Annotated in this window: 12 protein-coding genes and 1 pseudogene; 9 read left to right on the top strand and 4 right to left on the bottom strand. The window is 74.3% G+C overall.

Annotated elements, in window-relative coordinates; all coding sequences use genetic code 11:
* The first annotated feature begins 117 nt into the window (after positions 1-117).
* The 6 genes from Q5694_RS11865 to sucD all read left to right on the top strand — a co-directional run bounded on the left by Q5694_RS11865 (position 118) and on the right by sucD (position 8,451).
* Complete coding sequence (locus Q5694_RS11865; RefSeq protein ID WP_333932622.1) at positions 118-1,248, top strand: ATP-binding protein; 1,131 nt, start codon at positions 118-120, stop codon at positions 1,246-1,248.
* A 49-nt stretch (positions 1,249-1,297) separates the two neighbouring features.
* Positions 1,298-3,712: a DUF5682 family protein gene (locus Q5694_RS11860; protein ID WP_333932621.1), complete on the top strand. Its 2,415-nt coding sequence runs from the start codon at positions 1,298-1,300 to the stop codon at positions 3,710-3,712.
* Between the two features lie 130 nt (positions 3,713-3,842).
* Complete coding sequence (locus tag Q5694_RS11855; protein WP_333932620.1) at positions 3,843-4,997, top strand: VWA domain-containing protein; 1,155 nt, start codon at positions 3,843-3,845, stop codon at positions 4,995-4,997.
* Between the two features lie 340 nt (positions 4,998-5,337).
* Positions 5,338-5,760 (top strand): hypothetical protein, encoded by a 423-nt coding sequence (locus tag Q5694_RS11850; protein ID WP_333932619.1) that lies wholly within the window; start codon positions 5,338-5,340, stop codon positions 5,758-5,760.
* Between the two features lie 603 nt (positions 5,761-6,363).
* Positions 6,364-7,545: an ADP-forming succinate--CoA ligase subunit beta gene (gene sucC, locus Q5694_RS11845; protein WP_333932617.1), complete on the top strand. Its 1,182-nt coding sequence runs from the start codon at positions 6,364-6,366 to the stop codon at positions 7,543-7,545.
* A gap of 21 nt (positions 7,546-7,566) precedes the next feature.
* Positions 7,567-8,451, top strand: coding sequence for a succinate--CoA ligase subunit alpha (gene sucD, locus Q5694_RS11840; protein ID WP_094054536.1), 885 nt, complete (start codon positions 7,567-7,569; stop codon positions 8,449-8,451).
* A gap of 2,362 nt (positions 8,452-10,813) precedes the next feature.
* Here sucD and Q5694_RS11830 read toward each other — a convergent pair.
* Positions 10,814-11,012, bottom strand: a pseudogene (locus Q5694_RS11830) (helix-turn-helix domain-containing protein); the annotation flags it as partial.
* 96 nt (positions 11,013-11,108) lie between these two features.
* On the opposite strand from Q5694_RS11830, the gene Q5694_RS11825 reads away from it, so the two are divergent.
* On the top strand, positions 11,109-13,025 hold the full coding sequence (locus Q5694_RS11825) for a cell division protein PerM (protein ID WP_333932616.1): 1,917 nt from the start codon (positions 11,109-11,111) through the stop codon (positions 13,023-13,025).
* A 34-nt stretch (positions 13,026-13,059) separates the two neighbouring features.
* Here the strand turns inward: Q5694_RS11825 and Q5694_RS11820 are convergent, their stop codons facing one another.
* A complete protein-coding gene (locus tag Q5694_RS11820) occupies positions 13,060-13,845 on the bottom strand; it encodes a hypothetical protein (RefSeq protein WP_333932615.1) in 786 nt (261 codons plus the stop codon).
* 317 nt (positions 13,846-14,162) lie between these two features.
* On the opposite strand from Q5694_RS11820, the gene purN reads away from it, so the two are divergent.
* The gene (gene purN, locus Q5694_RS11815; protein WP_333932614.1) at positions 14,163-14,801 is read left to right on the top strand and encodes a phosphoribosylglycinamide formyltransferase; all 639 of its coding nucleotides are present in this window, start codon (positions 14,163-14,165) and stop codon (positions 14,799-14,801) included.
* Positions 14,798-16,360 (top strand): bifunctional phosphoribosylaminoimidazolecarboxamide formyltransferase/IMP cyclohydrolase, encoded by a 1,563-nt coding sequence (gene purH / locus Q5694_RS11810; protein ID WP_333932613.1) that lies wholly within the window; start codon positions 14,798-14,800, stop codon positions 16,358-16,360. The genes purN and purH overlap by 4 nt, the downstream gene beginning before the upstream one ends.
* Positions 16,361-16,436: 76 nt before the next feature.
* On the opposite strand, the gene Q5694_RS11805 is transcribed toward purH, so the two are convergent.
* Positions 16,437-18,014 (bottom strand): serine/threonine protein kinase, encoded by a 1,578-nt coding sequence (locus Q5694_RS11805; protein WP_333932612.1) that lies wholly within the window; start codon positions 18,012-18,014, stop codon positions 16,437-16,439.
* Positions 18,015-18,321: 307 nt separating this feature from the next.
* Positions 18,322-18,900 (bottom strand): hypothetical protein, encoded by a 579-nt coding sequence (locus Q5694_RS11800; RefSeq protein ID WP_333932611.1) that lies wholly within the window; start codon positions 18,898-18,900, stop codon positions 18,322-18,324.
* Positions 18,901-18,904 lie beyond the last annotated feature (4 nt).

The raw sequence follows: 18,904 nt of genomic DNA, 5'->3' as shown, positions 1-18,904 counted from the left end.
GAGCGGGGGCGGCCGGGCGTCCGCACCTGCGTTCGCGCAGGTCAGAGTGCATTGTCAGTGGCGTGGTGTTACGTGGACCCCAGATCCGAACCGGCCGAGCTGGAGGGGGACTTTGCCATGACCGTGTCCGTGGAGCCGACGTCCGTCGAAGCGGACGGGACGCGCCCGGCCGAGGCGTTGCGACCGCATGCCGAGGACGCCTTCGCGCACGAACTGGCCGCGCTGGCCGCTCAGGACGACCGTCCGCGTCCGGCCCGCTGGAAGCTGTCGCCGTGGGCCGTGGCCACGTATCTGCTCGGCGGCACCCTGCCCGACGGCACGGTGATCACGCCGAAGTACGTGGGGCCGCGCCGCATCGTCGAGGTCGCCGTCACCACGCTCGCCACCGACCGCGCCCTGCTCCTGCTCGGTGTGCCGGGCACGGCGAAGACCTGGGTGTCCGAGCACCTGGCCGCGGCCGTCAGCGGCGACTCCACCCTGCTGGTCCAGGGCACCGCGGGCACCCCGGAGGAGGCCATCCGCTACGGGTGGAACTACGCGCAGCTGCTCGCCCGCGGACCGAGCCGCGACGCCCTCGTGCCGAGCCCCGTCATGCGGGCGATGGCGGAGGGCATGACGGCCCGGGTCGAGGAGCTGACCCGTATCCCGGCGGACGTGCAGGACTCGCTCATCACGATCCTGTCCGAGAAGACCCTGCCCATACCGGAGCTGGGCCAGGAGGTGCAGGCCGTCCGCGGTTTCAACCTGATCGCCACGGCCAACGACCGCGACCGCGGGGTCAACGACCTGTCCAGCGCCCTGCGCCGCCGGTTCAACACGGTGGTGCTGCCCCTGCCGGAGAGTCCCGAGGCCGAGGTCGACATCGTCTCGCGCCGTGTCGACCAGATCGGCCGCTCGCTGGACCTGCCGGCCGCGCCCGACGGCCTCGACGAGATCCGCCGGGTCGTCACCGTCTTCCGCGAGCTGCGCGACGGCGTCACGACCGACGGCCGGACGAAGCTCAAGTCGCCCAGCGGCACCCTGTCCACGGCCGAGGCGATCTCCGTCGTCACCAACGGCCTCGCGCTGGCGGCCCACTTCGGCGACGGAGTGCTGCGGCCGGGGGACGTCGCCGCGGGCATCCTCGGCGCGGTGGTCCGCGACCCGGCGGCGGACCGCGTCATCTGGCAGGAGTACCTGGAGACGGTCGTGCGCGAGCGCGACGGCTGGAAGGACTTCTACCGGGCCTGCCGCGAGGTGAGCGTGTGAACCACCGGGGGCGGGGGCCGGCTTCGGACAAGGGACGGGAGGGGAGAAGGTGACCGGTGTGGAAGGGGCCGCGGTCCGGCGGCCCGGGGCGCAGCCGCTGCTGCTGGGTGTGCGCCACCACGGCCCGGGATCGGCGCGGGCGGTGCGGGCCGCGCTGGACGAGGCCCGGCCGGGTGCCGTGCTGGTCGAGGGACCGCCCGAGGCCGACGCGCTGATCCCGCTCGCCGCCGACGAGGAGATGCGGCCGCCCGTCGCGCTGCTCGCCCACGCGGTGGACGAGCCCGGCCGCTCGGCGTTCTGGCCGCTGGCCGAGTTCTCCCCCGAGTGGGTCGCCCTGCGCTGGGCGCTGGAGCACGGCGTCCCGGCCCGCTTCATCGACCTGCCGGCCGCACACACGCTGGCGTGGGACAGGCGGGAGGACGCCGGAGGGGAACGGCCGGCGCACGCCGAACCCACCGTCGGCGGTGACGAGGAGCGGTCCGCCCCGGGCCCCGCCGAGGTGCGGATCGACCCGCTCGGCGTACTCGCCGAGACCGCCGGCTACGACGACCCGGAACGCTGGTGGGAGGACGTCGTCGAGCACCGGGGCGCGGGGGAGGGCGACGCGCTCGCACCGTTCACCGTGCTCGAGGAGGCCATGACGGCCCTGCGGGAGACGTACGGCAGCGGAGGACACGACCGGGACCTGGTGCGCGAGGCGTACATGCGCCTCCAGGTGCGGGCGGCCCGGAAGGAGTTCGAGGACGGCGTGGCCGTCGTCTGCGGGGCCTGGCACGTGCCCGCGCTGCGGCGAAGGACCACCGTCACCGCCGACCGGGCACTGCTGAAGGGCCTGCCCAAGGTCAGGACGGACATGACGTGGGTGCCGTGGACCCACCGCAGACTGTCCCGGTTCAGCGGGTACGGCGCGGGCATCGACTCGCCGGGTTGGTACGGGCACCTGTTCGGCGCCCCGGACCGGCCGGTGGAGCGGTGGATGACCAAGGTGGCCGGGCTGCTGCGCGAGGAGGACCGCATCGTCTCCTCCGCCCACGTCATCGAGGCGGTGCGGCTGGCGGAGACGCTCGCCGTGATGCGCGGCCGTCCGCTGCCCGGCCTGAGCGAGACGACCGACGCCGTGCGGGCGGTCATGTGCGAGGGCTCGGACGTGCCGCTGGCGCTGGTGCGGGACCGGCTGGTCGTGGGGGACGTGCTGGGGGAGGTCCCGCAGACGGCACCGGCCGTGCCGCTCCAGCGGGATCTGGACCGGCTCCAGCGCCGGCTGCGGCTGAAGCCGGAGGCGCTGGGACGCGAGCTGGAGCTCGACCTGCGCAAGGACACCGACGCCGCCCGCAGCAGACTCCTGCACCGGCTGCGGCTGCTCGGCATCGCCTGGGGCGAGCCGGCCGCCTCCCGGAGCAGCACGGGCACCTTCCGGGAGACGTGGCGGCTGCGCTGGGAGCCCGAGCTGTCGGTGCGGATCGCCGAGGCCGGCGTGTGGGGCACGACCGTCCTGTCCGCCGCGACCGCGAAGGCCGAGGCCGACGCCGTCGCCGCCCAGGGGCTCGCCGACGTCACGGCGCTCGCCGAGCGCTGCCTGCTGGCCGAACTCCCCGACGCCCTGCCCACGGTGATGCGGATCCTGGCCGACCGCGCCGCCCTCGACGCGGACGTCGGCCATCTCGCCCAGGCACTGCCGGCCCTGGTCCGCTCGCTGCGCTACGGAGACGTCCGCGGCACGGACACCGGCGCCCTGGGTGAGGTCGCCGCCGGTCTGGCCGAGCGGGTCTTCGTCGGCCTGCCCCCGGCCTGTGCCGCCCTCGACGCGGACGCGGCCGAGGAGATGCGGTCCCACGTGGACGCGGTGCACTCGGCCGTGGGCCTCCTCGGGGACACGCCCGCGGCGGGACACGGCCGCCTGCGGGACCGCTGGCAGTCGGTCCTTCGGGTGCTGTCCGTACGGGACACCGTGCCCGGGGTGATCCGGGGCCGGGCCGTGCGGCTGCTGCTCGACGACGGGGAGCTTCAACAGGAGGAGGCGGCGCGTCTCATGGGGCTCGTCCTGTCACCGGGCACACCGCCCGCGGACGCGGCGGCCTGGATCGAGGGCTTCGTCGGAGGGGGTTCCGGGGGCGGGATGCTCCTGGTGCACGACGAACGGCTGCTCGGGCTGGTCGACGCCTGGCTGACCGGCGTGCCGGCCGAGGCGTTCACGGACGTGCTGCCCCTGCTGCGGCGCACCTTCTCGGCGTACGAGCCCGGGGTGCGCCGCACCCTGGGCGAACTGGTCCGGCGCGGCCCGGGAGCCACGGGCGGTGCGACCGCCGCGGGTTCCGGCCCGCCGGGCTTCGCGGCCGAACTCGACCCGGCGCGTGCGGACGCCGTGCTGCCGGTCGTACGGCTGCTGCTCGGACTCGACGACACGCACGCGGACGACGAAGCGACGAACGAGCCGACCGACGAACTGACGGGGGTGACGGGATGACGACCGACGCGACGGACGCGTCCGGGACGGCCGGCGGCACACAGGGGCCGGACGGCCGGCCGCGGACGACCGTGCCGGTGATGCCGCTGTGGGAACGGCCTCGGCCGGGAGGCCGACGGTGACGGCCGGGATGACGGACGCCGCACAGGAGCGGCTGCGGCGGTGGCGGCTGGTGCTCGGGGGCGAGGCCGCCGACGGCACGGGGTGCGTGCTGTCCGGGCAGGACGCGGCGATGGACGGCGCGCTCACCGCGCTCTACGGCAAGAAGGACGGCGGGAAGCAGGCCGGCCGGGACCGTTCCGCGGGGCTCGGTGCGTCGGCACCCTCGGTGGCCCGCTGGCTCGGCGACATCCGCACCTACTTCCCGTCCTCCGTCGTGCAGGTGATGCAGCGCGACGCCATCGACCGGCTCGGCCTCGCGACCCTGCTGCTGGAGCCGGAGATGCTGGAGGCGGTCGAGGCCGACGTACACCTGGTCGGCACGCTGCTGTCGCTCAACAAGGCCATGCCGGAGACGACGAAGGAGACGGCTCGGGCCGTCGTGCGCAAGGTCGTCGAGGACCTGGAGAAGCGCCTGGCCACCCGCACCCGGGCCACCCTCACGGGTGCACTCGACCGCAGCGCCCGCGTCAGCCGGCCCCGCCACCACGACATCGACTGGAGCCGCACCATCGCGGCCAACCTCAAGCACTACCTGCCCGAGCACCGGACGATCGTGCCGGACCGGCTCATCGGCTACGGGCGGGCGACCCGGTCCACCAAGAAGGAGGTCATCCTCTGTATCGACCAGTCGGGATCCATGGCGGCATCGGTCGTGTACGCATCGGTGTTCGGGGCGGTGCTCGCCTCGATGCGGACGATCTCCACGCGACTCGTCGTCTTCGACACGGCGGTCGTCGACCTGACCGACCAGCTCGACGACCCGGTGGATGTTCTGTTCGGCACGCAGCTGGGCGGCGGCACGGACATCAACCGGGCGCTCGCCTACTGCCAGTCGCAGATCACCCGGCCCGCGGAGACGGTGGTCGTGCTGATCAGTGACCTGTACGAGGGCGGTATCCGCAACGAGATGCTCAAGCGGGTCGCGGCGATGAAGGCGTCGGGGGTGCAGTTCGTGACACTGCTGGCGCTGTCGGACGAGGGAGCCCCTGCCTACGACCGGGAGCACGCGGCGGCCCTCGCGGCCCTGGGGGCACCGGCGTTCGCCTGTACGCCGGACCTGTTCCCGGAGGTCATGGCGGCGGCGCTCGAGAAGCGGCCGCTGCCGATACCCGACACGGCGTGAGGTGAGCGGGCCGGACGGTGCCCCGTCGAGGGATGCCGTCCGGCCAGAGCGGGCCGTCCGGCCTCCCGGCCCCGCAGCCGCGCCGGACCTCCCGCCGCCCGCCCTGCCGGACAGCGCGGGCCTGCCGTCGCTTCCCGGTCTGCCATCGGCTCCTGACCTTCCGCTGCCCACCCAGCCCGGTGGCCCCGGTCTGCCGCCCCTCCCGGCCCCGCCCTCTTCCGACGGCACCGTCGTGCCGCTCCCCGGCATTCCCGCACTGCCGGCGTTCCCGAGCGCACCGGCGTTCACGAGCGCGCAGACGCCCCCCGGACCGCTCCCGGCGGTCCCGGTACGCCCGGCGGTGATCGACCCCGACCCGGGCCCGACGCAGCCGTCCTCCGTCGGCGTACCCGACCGCCGTCAGCGAAAGAGTGAGGCGGACAACGCTCCCCACGGCATCGACCGCCACCTCGTCGCCTGCACGGTCGCGGCCCCCGCGCACCGACCCGGACGAGTGGAACACGCCGTCTCCGAGGACGACGGCGCTGCATCCGGCACGCGCTTCGGGCCGGTCCAGGCCGACCGGGCTCCGGGTGGGCGTTCCGACGGTGTGCTCGGCAACCGGTCCACCGCCGACCAGGGCACAGCGCGGCACGGCGCCCCGCACGCCCTCGCCCCGGGCCTTCACGTCCCGCTGCGGGGCGTGCCCGGCTCCCAGGCCCGCCGTACCGACGCGGCCGGTGTCCGGGACGCCCAGCGGGACGTCCCCCTCTTCCCCGGCTAGTCCCCGGCCTCCGGGCTGACCGGGCTCACCGGCAGGCGCGACGCCCGTGACGGCTGAGCCGCGGGGACGCGAACCGTCCGACCGCCGCGCCCGAGCCCACAGCCGCACAGCGCACAGCGCACAGCGCACAGCGCACAGCGCACAGCGCCGCACACAGCGAGCGCAGCTCACCCCGTACTCGCCCGTACTCCCGCGTGGCTTACGCCCGCCACTGCCGAAATCCGTCGGCCGGTCGGTGGCCGGACCCTCGCGGGCGGGGTGGTCGTCCCCATCGGGGTGGGGAACGGCCCCCCGGCGCACTGCCGCCGAAAGAGGCGGCAGGAGCGTTCCGTGGGCCTCACCGGGCCGGCCCCAGCCCGGTGAGGCCCCTCACCCCCGGCACGCCGTGCCAGAGAGGGCGGCATCATGTGACAGGTATCACCGCTCAGGTGTGACCCTCGATTTAGAGGCCCCCCGGAAGCAGCGATAACCTGCGAGACGGACATGCCGCGCGCTCGGACACCGTGTGCGCCTCCCTTGTGACAGACGGCGGACGTCACGTTGCCCTCGCGGCACGCCCACGCAGACAACGAACCGCGAGATCACTGATAGGGACGGAAGCGCGTGGACCTGTTCGAGTACCAGGCGAGGGACCTCTTCGCCAAGCACGATGTACCGGTGCTGGCCGGTGAAGTCATCGACACGCCTGAGGCGGCCCGCGCAGCCACCGAGCGCCTCGGTGGCAAGTCCGTCGTCAAGGCCCAGGTGAAGGTCGGCGGCCGTGGCAAGGCCGGCGGCGTCAAGCTCGCCGCCACCCCCGACGAGGCGGTCGAGCACGCGACCAACATCCTCGGCATGGACATCAAGGGCCACACGGTCCACAAGGTGATGATCGCCGAGACGGCTCCGGAGATCGTCGAGGAGTACTACGTCTCCTTCCTCCTGGACCGTGCCAACCGCACCTTCCTCTCCATCGCGTCCGTCGAGGGCGGCATGGAGATCGAGGAGGTGGCGGCCACCCGCCCCGAGGCCGTCGCCAAGACGCCGATCGACGCCAACGAGGGCGTGACCGAGGAGAAGGCCCGCGAGATCGTCGCGGCCGCCAAGTTCCCGGCCGAGGTCGCCGACAAGGTCGTCAACGTCCTGGTCAAGCTGTGGGACACCTTCATCAAGGAGGACGCCCTCCTGGTCGAGGTCAACCCGCTGGCCAAGGTCGCCTCCGGTGACGTCATCGCCCTGGACGGCAAGGTCTCCCTGGACGAGAACGCCGAGTTCCGCCAGCCGGAGCACGAGGCCCTCCAGGACAAGGACGCGGCCAACCCGCTCGAGGCCGCCGCCAAGGCCAAGAACCTCAACTACGTCAAGCTCGACGGCGAGGTCGGCATCATCGGCAACGGCGCGGGTCTCGTCATGAGCACCCTGGACGTCGTCGCGTACGCCGGTGAGAAGCACGGTGGCGTCAAGCCCGCCAACTTCCTCGACATCGGTGGTGGCGCCTCCGCCGCCGTCATGGCCAACGGCCTGGAGATCATCCTCGGCGACCCGGACGTCAAGTCCGTCTTCGTCAACGTCTTCGGCGGCATCACCGCCTGCGACGAGGTCGCCAACGGCATCGTCCAGGCGCTGCAGCTGCTCAAGGACAAGGGCGAGGACGTCACCAAGCCGCTCGTCGTCCGTCTGGACGGCAACAACGCCGAGCTGGGTCGCAAGATCCTCTCCGACGCCAACCACCCGCTGGTCCAGCGCGTGGACACCATGGACGGCGCGGCCGACAAGGCCGCCGAGCTCGCGGCTGCTGCGAAGTAAGGGACGAGGGACTACACAGCCATGGCTATCTTCCTCAACAAGGACAGCAAGGTCATCGTCCAGGGCATGACCGGTGCCACGGGCATGAAGCACACCAAGCTCATGCTGGCCGACGGCACGAACATCGTCGGTGGCGTGAACCCGCGCAAGGCCGGCACGACCGTCGACGTCGACGGCACCGAGATCCCGGTCTTCGGCACCGTCGCCGAGGCGATCGAGAAGACGGGCGCGAACGTGTCCGTCCTCTTCGTCCCGCCGGCCTTCGCCAAGGCGGCCGTCGTCGAGGCCATCGACGCCGAGATCCCGCTCGCGGTCGTCATCACCGAGGGCATCGCCGTCCACGACTCGGCCGCGTTCTACGCCTACGCCGTGTCCAAGGGCAACAAGACCCGGATCATCGGCCCGAACTGCCCCGGTCTCATCACCCCGGGCCAGTCCAACGCCGGCATCATCCCGGGCGACATCACCAAGCCGGGCCGCATCGGCCTGGTCTCGAAGTCCGGCACGCTGACGTACCAGATGATGTACGAGCTGCGGGACATCGGCTTCTCCTCCGCCGTCGGCATCGGTGGCGACCCGGTCATCGGCACCACGCACATCGACGCCCTGGCCGCGTTCGAGGCCGACCCCGACACCGACCTGATCGTCATGATCGGTGAGATCGGCGGCGACGCCGAGGAGCGGGCCGCGGCCTTCATCAAGGAGAACGTGAAGAAGCCGGTCGTCGGCTACGTCGCGGGCTTCACCGCGCCCGAGGGCAAGACCATGGGCCACGCCGGCGCCATCGTCTCCGGTTCCTCCGGCACGGCCGCCGCGAAGAAGGAGGCCCTCGAGGCCGCCGGCGTCAAGGTCGGCAAGACGCCGACCGAGACGGCCAAGCTGGCGCGCGAGATCCTCGCCGGCTGAACGAAGCGCACGGCGTCCGCGTGAGCGCGGACGGCCGGGCCGGGTCGTGACGACCGGCCGAAGGCCGTCCCGTCCCTCGCAGCCGACGGTGGGCCCGCCCCCTCACAGGGGCGGGCCCACCGTCGTTCGCGGAGGCGCGCGACGCGTCACCGTGGTTGCGGCAGCAGCCGTTCCGGGCCCTTCTGCTGTTCCTCGCGCAGCTTGGCGCGCAGCTCACGCTCCGACTCCGACAGCGGCCCGGGCGCGACCGGGGGCGGCACGCCCTGAACCGTCTCCCCGGGCGGCACGGGCGGCTCGTACCGCGTCGGGGCGGTGTGGAGGGTCAGGGCCGTGGTGCCGACGAGGGCGACCGTGAACGCGATGGCGGCCCGGGTCCAGAAACGGGCCCGGCGTTCTCCGCCGCGCCGGACGACGGGCGGATTGGCGGCCCGCAGTCGTTCGGCGGAAGCCAGCTCGACCAGCCGCCAGTGCAGCACCTCCGGGTCCGCCAGCTCCGGCAGCCGCTCCGCGACCGCCTCGCGCGCGTGCGCCAGCCGGTTCACCGTCGCGCGGGTGCTCGCCTCCGTCTCCGCCGCCGTCTCGGGCAGACCCAGGCCGACCCCGTCGTACAGCACCAGGGCGCGGCGGTAGGGCGGCGGCAGTTGCAGCAGGGTGTGCATCAGTGCCCGGTCGAGGGAGTCGGAGGGCGGCGGCTCGGGGTGACGGTGGCGGGGCCGCAGCCGGTGCCAGGGGGAGAGCGCCCACTCGTACGCCGCCGCGCGCACCCAGCCCGCCGGGGCGGGGTCCCGGGCCACCTCGGGCCAGCGTTGCCAGGCCAGTTGGAAGGCCCGCTCGACCGACTCGCGGGCGAGGTCCCGGCGGCCGGTCAGCAGGTACGTCTGCCGGACGAGCGCGGGTGCGCAGAAGGCGTACAACGCGTCGAAGGACTCGGCCGGGGTCAGCGCGCCGGCCGCGCCGTCCGGCCGGCCGGGCCCGGCGGTACGGGCGTGGGCGGGCCCCCGTTCGAGCAGGGGCGGCCGGTCCCGGTCGGGAACCGTGGACGGGTGAACGTCCGGAGCCGCGGGCCGGTCCGGGTCGGTGACGGGAGCGTGCCGCCGGTGCTGACCCGGCCCGTGTCCACGGCCCCGGACGACAGAGTGTTCACCGTCCCGACCCGGGCGGCGTTCACGGTCACGCGCGGGCGCGTGGTCGCGGGTGGGCGCATGGACGTGCCCGTGGTCGTGGGCGGGGGCGTGGTCGTGGTCGTGATCCGCGTCGGATGTGTGCAGGTCTTCGGGGACCGGGCCGCGGGACCTGTCGGGGGCGGCCGAGCCCCGTCGCCGTCGCGTGAAGGGGAGCCGGCCCCGATCGCCCGAGGCGGCCCGCTTCCGCTCCGCGGTGGCCGTACGGGACGAATCGGACGTCGTCGTACTCGCAGCGGACGCGCCGGGCGTGCCGGAGCGGGTAGCCGCACTCGTAGCCGGGGCGTCAGGGGTGGCCGCGCCTGGCGGCGCGTCGACCGTGGCCACGCCCGACGCCTCGGCCGTGGAGGCCCGACCGCGTTCGGCCCGCGTGGAGGCCCGGCTCCGTTCGGCCAGCGCGGCGGCCCTGCGCCGTGCGCGCCGCGACCGAGCCTTCACCCGTCCGGCCCCTTCACCGCTCGCCGCCTCGGCCACCTCACCGCTCGCCGCGTCGGCCACCTCACCGCTCGCCGCGTCGGCCCCTTCACCGCTCGCCGCCTCGGCCACCTCACCGCTCGCCGCGTCGGCCGCTTCCGGCGTCACGGCCCCGGCCGCTTCCGCGTTCACCGCGTCGGCGGGCTCACCGTTCACCGTGCTGGCGGCTTCCGCGTTCACCGCCTCGGCCGCTTCTCCGTCCACCGTGCCGGCGGCTTCCGCGTTTACGGCGTCGGCGGCTTCACCGCTCCCGGTATTGGCCGCTTCTGCGTTCACCGCCTCGGCCGCTTCTGCGTTCACCGTGCTGGCGGCTTCCGCGTTCACGGCGTCGGCCGCTTCCGAGTTCACCGCGTCGGCGGCCTCACCGTTCACCGTGCTGGCGACTTCCGCGTTCACCGCCTCGGCCGCTTCTGCGTTCACCGTGTTGGTGGCTTCCGCGTTCACGGCGTCGGCCGCTTCCGAGTTCACCGCGTCGGCGGCCTCTGCGTTCACCGTGCCGGCCGCTTCCGCGTTCACCGCTTCCGCGTTCACCGCCTCGGCGGCTTCGCCGCTCCCGGTGTCGGTCGCTTCACCTTCTCCTTCGTCCCTCGCGCCGCCGGGCGTCTCACCGCCCGTCCCGCCGCCGCCCGCCGCTTCGGACGGCGTACCGGGCGCCGCGCCTGCCCGCACACCGGCGTCGTCCTGAGCAAGCGTCACCGGCGGTTCCCCGCCCAGGGCGTTCAGCAGCCTCGCGTACTTCTGCCCCTTGCGGCCGCGCGGCGTGGAGCGGCCGGTCTCCCATCCGCGCACCGTGTCGCTGGTGACGCCCACCCGCGAGGCCAGCTGAGCGCGCGTCAGCGAGGCGCTCTCCCGCAGGCGTCGACGCTCCTTGGGCGGTGGAAGCGGGATGTCAGGGCTCTGGGTCACAGGGCGCCCCTCCGGCCGGAAAAGTACATAACCGTATATTGAGCGACACAGCGGTGGTTCGCCTGTTACGACGGGAAAGCGCGTGTCGTTGGGAGCATGGCCGTCGTGATCGAGATGACCACCCGCCGACGTCCCCCGTCGCCCCTGCTCACCCGGCTCCGGGACCGCTCACCCGGACTGGGCGGCGGCATCGTCGACGGTGCCGTCGCGGCGGGGCTGGGCCTGGCGTCCTTCGCCGTACTGGTGACGCTGCTGTGGATCACCTCGCCGTACCCCGACAGCGGCCCGGGCGGGGCGCTGCACGTCGCGGCGGCCCTGTGGCTGCTGGCCCACGGCGCCGAGCTGGTCCGCACGGACACCCTCTCCGGCATCGCCGTCCCCATGGGCGTCACCCCGCTGCTGCTGCTCGCGCTGCCGCTGTGGCTGCTGCACCGCGCGGGACGGGACGCCGCGTTCGGCGGAGCGGGCGACGGGAACGACGGCAGCGCCGGCCGCACCGCTCACGCCCCGTACGCCGACGAGGACGAGGACGAGGGACCGCCACTGGTGCCCGCCCGCACGGCGTGGACGGGTGCCGTCCTCGGCTACCTCGCGGTCGCCGCACCCGCCGCCCTCTACGCCGCCGGGGGTTCCCTGCGTCCGTCCTGGGCGTGGGCCGCGGTCTGCGTCCCGCTGGTCGCCGTCGCCGGGTCCGGAGCGGGCGTCTGGTCGGCGTACGGCCGTCCCGGCGGGCCGCTGCGGCGGCTGCTGAGCGTGCTGCCGGGGGCCGTACGGCCGCTGCTGTTCGGCCCGGACGGCCGCCCGGGCGTCGCCGCGCGGGCCGCGGGCGCCGGCCTGGTGGTCCTGCTCGGCGGCGGCGCCCTGCTGCTGCTGGCGTCACTGGCCTGGCACGGGGCGAGCGCGCACGGATCGCTGCTCCGGCTGACCGAGGGCTGGTCGGGCCGGTTCGCGGTGCTGCTGCTGTGCGTGGCCCTGCTGCCCAACGCGGCGGTGTGGGCGGCGGCCTACGCGCTCGGCCCCGGCTTCGCACTCGGCGCAGGGCACGCCGTCAGCCCTCTCGTCTCCGCGCCGGCTCCGCTCCTGCCCCCCTTCCCGCTGCTGGCCGCGGTACCGGACACGGGGCAGGGCACGCTGCTGCACTGGGCGGCCGGGGCGGTGCCGGCCGTCGCCGGTGTGATGATCGGCCGGACGGCCGCCGGGGGCGCGACCTCCTCGCAGCCGCAGAGCGAGAAGGGCGCGACCGTTCCCGAACGGGGCGGCGGGCGACCGGTCGGTGAGGGCGCCGCCGGTGTCCGGCCCGCCGGGCGTACCGTCCGTGCCGCCGCCCTGGGAGCGATGCTCTGCGCGGCGCTGCTGGCCGGGCTGGCCGCGCTGGCGGGCGGGCCGCTCGGCGCGGCCGTCCTGGCGCGGTTCGGGCCGGTCTGGTGGCAGGTGGGCGCGGCGGCCCTGGCGTGGCTGGTGCTGCCTGCCGTGCTGACGGCGATGGTGCTGCGCTCCTGGCGGAGCCGGACGCCCTCGGCGGTGCAGCCGGGCATCGGCAGACAGCGGGAGGAGGCCGGGTCGGAACGCCCGGCGAAGAAGTCGCGGCTCGGCCGCCGCTTCACGCGCACCGGTGTCGCGGGTCCGGCCGGTGTCGCCGCGGGTGCCGACCCGGCGGAAGCGGGGACCGCCCCGGCGTCGCCGTCACGGTCGGCGGACTCCGCGGCCGGCGCGACCCGCGCCTCCTTCGGCCACGACGCCCTGTACGGCCTCGCCGACCGGGACGACGACGACCCGGAGTACGAACCGTACGACTTCCTCCCGCGGGACCCGGACTTCGGCTTCGGCCCCCTGCCGGCCGACCGGGCACCCGGGTCCTTCGGCCAGGCCGGCGGTGGCATCACAAGGGCCCCTGGCACCGCCGGTGCCCCTCATACGGACGCCACAGGCGCCATGGACGCCATGGATGCAGCGGAGGCCGCCGAGGCGGCGGCACCCCCACCAAGCCGCGCCTCCTGGCCGGACCACGGCTGACGCGGCGGCCGGAGGGGTGGCGGCGGCCGGGGCGTCAGCCGTCGGTGCCGAACAGGCCCCGCAACTCCTCCGGCAGGAGCTGCGAGCAGGACTGCTTCGCCTCGTTGGTCAGGGCGTCGTTCGTGCACGTGTAGTAGTCGCGGTAGACCAGCTGGGCGGCGAACGACGCGGCGACCAGGGCGATCGCCAGGGACGCCGTGACCAGGCCGCTCACCGCCGCCGTCGTCTGCGGACGGCTCTGCTGCTTCTCCGGGACCGCAGGGGCGTCCGGGTCGGCCGGGCGGGGCTTGGCGCGCAGCGAGCTGATGGCCCAGTACAGGGCGAGCGCGCCCAGCAGCAGCGCCACGTACTGCCAGCTGAACAGCGCGAAGAAGAAGGCCCACATGCCCGACAGCAGGGAGTACCGGGCCCGGCGCTGGGCGGGGTCCGTCGGGTCCCAGCGCATGGCCGGGCCGCCGCTCTGGGGACCGCCGCCCTGGCCCTCGGGGCCGCGCGGGCGCTCGCCGAATCCGTCGGGGGAGCGGCCGGGCTGGCGGTCGCTCCACCGGCTGCCCCACGGCGAACGGTCCCGCTCCCCGCCGTCCCGGGAGTCGTCCCCGGACGGGTGCCGGGGTTGCCAGGGGCGGTCCGGGGTGCCCTCGGGCGGTGGGGCGAAGGGGTTGTCCTCCTCCTTGCCGCGGCCCCGGTCGTCCCGGGAGCCGCCGCCGGAGGGGGCGTCGGGCGGTGAGCCGGGGCGCTCCCGCAGCAGCACGGCGCCGCGCTCCCCTCCCTGTGGTGACAGCTGGGGGAACGTGGGGAGTCGCAGGCTGCGGTCCGGCATCAAGGTGAGCGTCTTCCCGTTGGTGAGGGGGCATCGGTGGACAGAACTGGGGTGGTGACGGAACCGGGCCCGTCACCTCCCGAACGCACCGCGTCCGAAAGGCGTTCCCGGACCGGTTCCGCCCAGACGCTACCTCCCGGCCGGGCCCCCGTCCCGTGGGGGCCGTCCGGAGTGCCGGTATCGTTGCTGACGGCCGACCGGTTCGTAGGCTTCCCCGTATCCGGGGGTGCGATGCATTCGTAGGAATGCACAAACGCAGCGCACGGACGCCGGAACGGCCGCCCGGACAGACGCTCCCCCGAGAAAGGCCCACCACCGTGGCCGCCAAGCCCGTGGCCCCGCGCGCCAAGCGCCTCGTCGTGCTGGTCTCCGGATCAGGCACCAACCTCCAGGCGCTGCTCGACGAGATCACCGCCACCGGCGCGCAGGAGTACGGGGCCGAGATCGTCGCCGTCGGCGCCGACCGCACGGGCATCGAGGGACTGGCCCGCGCCGAGCGCGCCGGGCTGCCGACCTTCGTGTGCCGGGTGACGGACCACGGCAGCCGTAAGGAGTGGGACGCCGCGCTCGCCGAGGCCGTCGCCGCCTTCGAGCCCGACCTCGTCGTCTCCGCCGGGTTCATGAAGATCGTCGGCAAGGAGTTCCTCGCCCGGTTCGGCGGGCGGTTCGTCAACACCCATCCCGCCCTGCTGCCCAGTTTCCCCGGGGCCCACGGCGTACGGGACGCGCTCGCGTACGGCGCGAAGGTCACCGGCTGCACCGTCCACTTCGTCGACGACGGCGTCGACACCGGCCCGATCATCGCCCAGGGCGTGGTCGAGGTCCGGGACGAGGACGACGAGAGCGCTCTGCACGAGCGCATCAAGGAAGTCGAGCGAAGGCTGCTCGTCGAGGTCGTGGGGCGGCTCGCCCGCAACGGCTATCGCATTGAGGGACGAAAGGTAGTTATCCAGTGACCGCCGAGAGCAACAAGCGGCCCCTTCGCCGGGCGCTCGTCAGCGTCTACGACAAGACCGGTCTTGAGGACCTCGCGCGCGGGCTCCACGAGGCCGGGGTCGAGCTGGTCTCCACGGGCTCCACCGCCGCGAAGATCGCCGCTGCCGGCGTCCCCGTCACCAAGGTCGAGGAACTGACCGGCTTCCCCGAGTGCCTGGACGGCCGCGTGAAGACGCTGCACCCGCGCGTGCACGCCGGCATCCTCGCCGACCTGCGCCTGGACAGCCACCGCGAGCAGCTCGCCGAGCTGGGCGTCGAGCCGTTCGACCTCGTCGTGGTCAACCTCTACCCGTTCCGCGAGACGGTCGCCTCCGGCGCCTCCCCCGACGAGTGCGTCGAGCAGATCGACATCGGCGGCCCCTCGATGGTCCGCGCCGCCGCCAAGAACCACCCCTCGGTCGCGGTGGTCACCAGCCCGGCCCGCTACGCCGACGTCCTGTCCGCCGTGCAGAACGGCGGCTTCGACCTCGCCACGCGCAAGCGGCTCGCCGCCGAGGCCTTCCAGCACACGGCCGCCTACGACGTGGCCGTCGCCTCCTGGTTCGCCTCCTCCTACGCGCCGGTCGACGAGTCGCGGTTCCCCGACTTCCTCGGCGCCACCTGGGAGCGCGAGCACACCCTGCGCTACGGCGAGAACCCGCACCAGCCGGCCGCGCTGTACGTCTCCGGCACCGGCGGTCTCGCCCAGGCCGAGCAGCTGCACGGCAAGGAGATGTCGTACAACAACTACACGGACACGGACGCCGCCCGCCGTGCCGCGTACGACCACGCCGAGCCGTGCGTGGCGATCATCAAGCACGCCAATCCCTGCGGCATCGCGATCGGCGCGGACGTCGCCGAGGCGCACCGCAAGGCCCACGCCTGCGACCCGCTGTCGGCGTTCGGCGGCGTGATCGCGGTCAACCGCCCGGTCAGCAGGGAGATGGCCGAGCAGGTCGCGGAGATCTTCACCGAGGTCATCGTCGCGCCGGACTACGAGGACGGCGCCCTGGAGGCCCTCACCAAGAAGAAGAACATCCGCGTGCTGCGCTGCCCCGAGGGCCCGGCCGCCCCGGTCGAGGTCAAGCCCATCGACGGTGGCGCGCTGCTCCAGGTCACCGACCGGCTCCAGGCCGAGGGCGACGACCCGGCCCACTGGACGCTGGCGACCGGCGAGGCGCTGGGCGAGGCCGAGCTGGCCGAGCTGGCCTTCGCCTGGAGGGCCTGCCGCGCGGTGAAGTCCAACGCGATCCTGCTCGCCAAGGACGGCGCCTCGGTCGGCGTCGGCATGGGGCAGGTCAACCGCGTCGACTCCGCGAAGCTGGCCGTCGAGCGGGCGGGCGCCGAGCGCGTGGCGGGTGCCTACGCCGCCTCCGACGCCTTCTTCCCCTTCCCGGACGGTCTGGAGATCCTCACCGGGGCCGGCGTGAAGGCCGTGGTGCAGCCCGGCGGTTCGGTCCGCGACGAACTGGTCGTCGAGGCCGCGCAGAAGGCGGGCGTGACGATGTACTTCACCGGGACCCGGCACTTCTTCCACTGAGACCGGTGAGGGGGTGGCGCCGGGCGACGACGCCCGGCGCCGTCCCGTACGGCCCGCCGGGACCGGCCGGCACCCGCTACCGGCCCCGGGGCGCGTACTCCTGCAGGTAACGGGCCACGCGTGCCGCGTACGCGCGCTGGTCCGGGGGGACGCCGCCCGCCTTGTTCAGCGTGCCGTACGACGTCCGGTAGGCCGCGGCGATCAGCACCCGGCGGTCGCCGGGCAGGTCGTCGTGCAGGCGCGGGGCGATCCAGCACAGGTAGCGGCCCATCGCCGGGATGGACTCGGCCGGCGGGAACGGCGGCCGGGGCACGGTCTCGTTGGGGGTGCCGTCCTCGTTCATCCACCAGCGCAGCACGCGCGGGGTCCAGCGGGCGATGCCGTACTCGTCGTTGGCCGGGTCGGCGAGGTCCGGGTCGAAGTCGCTCTCCACCTTCAGCATGGCGGCGAGCAGGACCGGGCTGACCTCCTCCTGGTCGCAGTCGTGTGCCGTCTCCACGATCAGCAGCCGGTAGGCGGGCGGGATGCCCCGGTCGGTGCGCAGTTCCGAGGCCCCGTACGTGGCGGCGGCCACGTTGGCGCCCGCGCTGGGACCGCTGGTGCCGCCCGGCGCGCCGTCCGCCCAGACGCCGATGCCGTAGGCCAGGGCCGCGAGGGCGCACACGGCGGCGGCCGCGGCCGCCGTGACCCACGCGCGCGTGGCGCGCCGGACCGGGCGCGGCAGGAGCGGGCGGACCGGGCGGAACGGGTGCGGCGGGCGGTACGGGGTGCCGCAGGCCGCGCGGACCGACCGCAGCAGCGCCGGGGCGTCGAGGCGGTCGCGGTGGGTGCGGGTCAGGCAGGCGGTGATGATCCGCCGCCAGGCCTCGGGCAGTTCCGGCGACAGGCGCAGTGCCTCGGTGCCGCGGGCGTAGGCGGCCGCGGCGTCGCGGCGGGTGGCCGGGGTGGCACCGGGCAGCGGAAAGGAGCCGGTGAGCACCAGGTGCGCCAGGACGCCGAAGGCCCACACGTCGGCCGAGGGGCGGATGCGGCGGCCGCGTTCGCCGATCTCCGTCCACAGCAGTTCCGGCGGGGTGTAGTCGGGGGTGGAGAAGGCGGGCGTGTAGGCGTGCGTGCCCTCCAGTTCGGCGGCCATGTTGAAGTCGGCCAGCCGGACCGAACCGTCCGCCATCAGCAGCACGTTGGCCGGTTTCAGGTCGCCGTGCACCCACCCCGCGGCATGCAGCTGGACCAGGCCCTCGCAGATCTGCGCGAGCAGGACGGGCCCGGCGGCGGGCCGCGGTGCGGCGGCGAGCAGGGCGGACAGGGACCCCTCGGCCCGCTCCAGGACGAGGACGGTGGCGCCGTCCAGGTGCGGGCGGTCCGGGTCGTCGACGGTCAGCGTCTGGTACATCCGCACCAGACGCGGCCGTCTCAGCCGCCGGTACAGGGCGACCTCCCGCTCGGCCAGCTCCCGCAGGTGCGACAGCCGGCGGGGCGTGGCCGTCCCGGTGGGCAGGAACTTCAGGGCGGCCGTGGACGGCAGTTCACCGCCGCCGCCGACGCGGCGGGCGGCGTAGACGCTGCCGAAGGCGCCGGTCGCCAGCGGCTCGCGCACCTCCCAGACGCCGACCCGGTACCCCCGCGGGACGGGCACGGCGTAGGGCTCGGTCACCGGGTCACCCGGACCGGGCGGGTCCGACGGTGCCGGAGGGCCGGACGGAAGGAGCGGGCGACGTGGTCGGGCGCGCGGCGGCGGGAGGAGGTTCCCGTGCGGGGCGCGCGGGCGGTACGGGTGCGGTTTCGCTCGTCCTCCGTGGTCGGCGGAGGTACCACGACGATGCTGAACAAGGTGTCTCCCCGTGCCTGAACGGCTACACCGTCAGACTAGGGCGACGCGCCAGGGCCGTGCCCCCCTCGTACGGGTGAGACACGGCCCTTGGGTGTGATTGGCGTGAAGTGGTCCGGCCGGCCGGGTCCGCTCAGTAACGGGGGCGGTTGAACCAGGCCTTGCCCGCCGCGTTGCCGACGAACACCGCGATGAGGACGGCCAGGATGGTGTGCACCAGGCCGACGACGACGAACGGGTAGATGCCCAGGACCGCCGTGATGATGGCGAAGACCAGGATGGTGACGCGGACGCCGTTGCCGCCGTTCTTGAACTTCGTGGCCAGTACGGCCGCGAACACCAGCCAGGCCAGACCGAAGACCACGTAGCCCCAGATGAGGCCGGTCGAGTCGCCGACCAGGTCCTGGAAGGCGGTGTTGTCCTTCAGGGACTCGTCGTTCTTCGCGGCGTTGAGCGCGACGGCGGAGAAGGCGAAGAGGGCCACACCGACGACCTGCAGGCCGACGATGACCCACAGCATCACGCGGGCCGCGCCGACCGAACCCGGCATCGTGGTGGGGGCGGCCGGGCCGCCGTAGGGGGAAACCGGAGGGGCCTGCGGGTAGCCGTAGCCGGGGGCCTGTCCCTGCTGCTGCGGGTAGCCGTAACCGGGCTGCTGCGGCTGCTGCCCCTGGGGAGCGCCGTAGGGGTTGTTCGGGTCGCCGTAGCTCATGGCG

The sequence above is a fragment of the Streptomyces sp. AHA2 genome (assembly GCF_036857595.1).
GTDB lineage: Bacteria > Actinomycetota > Actinomycetes > Streptomycetales > Streptomycetaceae > Streptomyces.
Note: the sequence above shows the minus strand (reverse complement) of the source record. Positions and strands in the feature narration are given on the sequence as shown.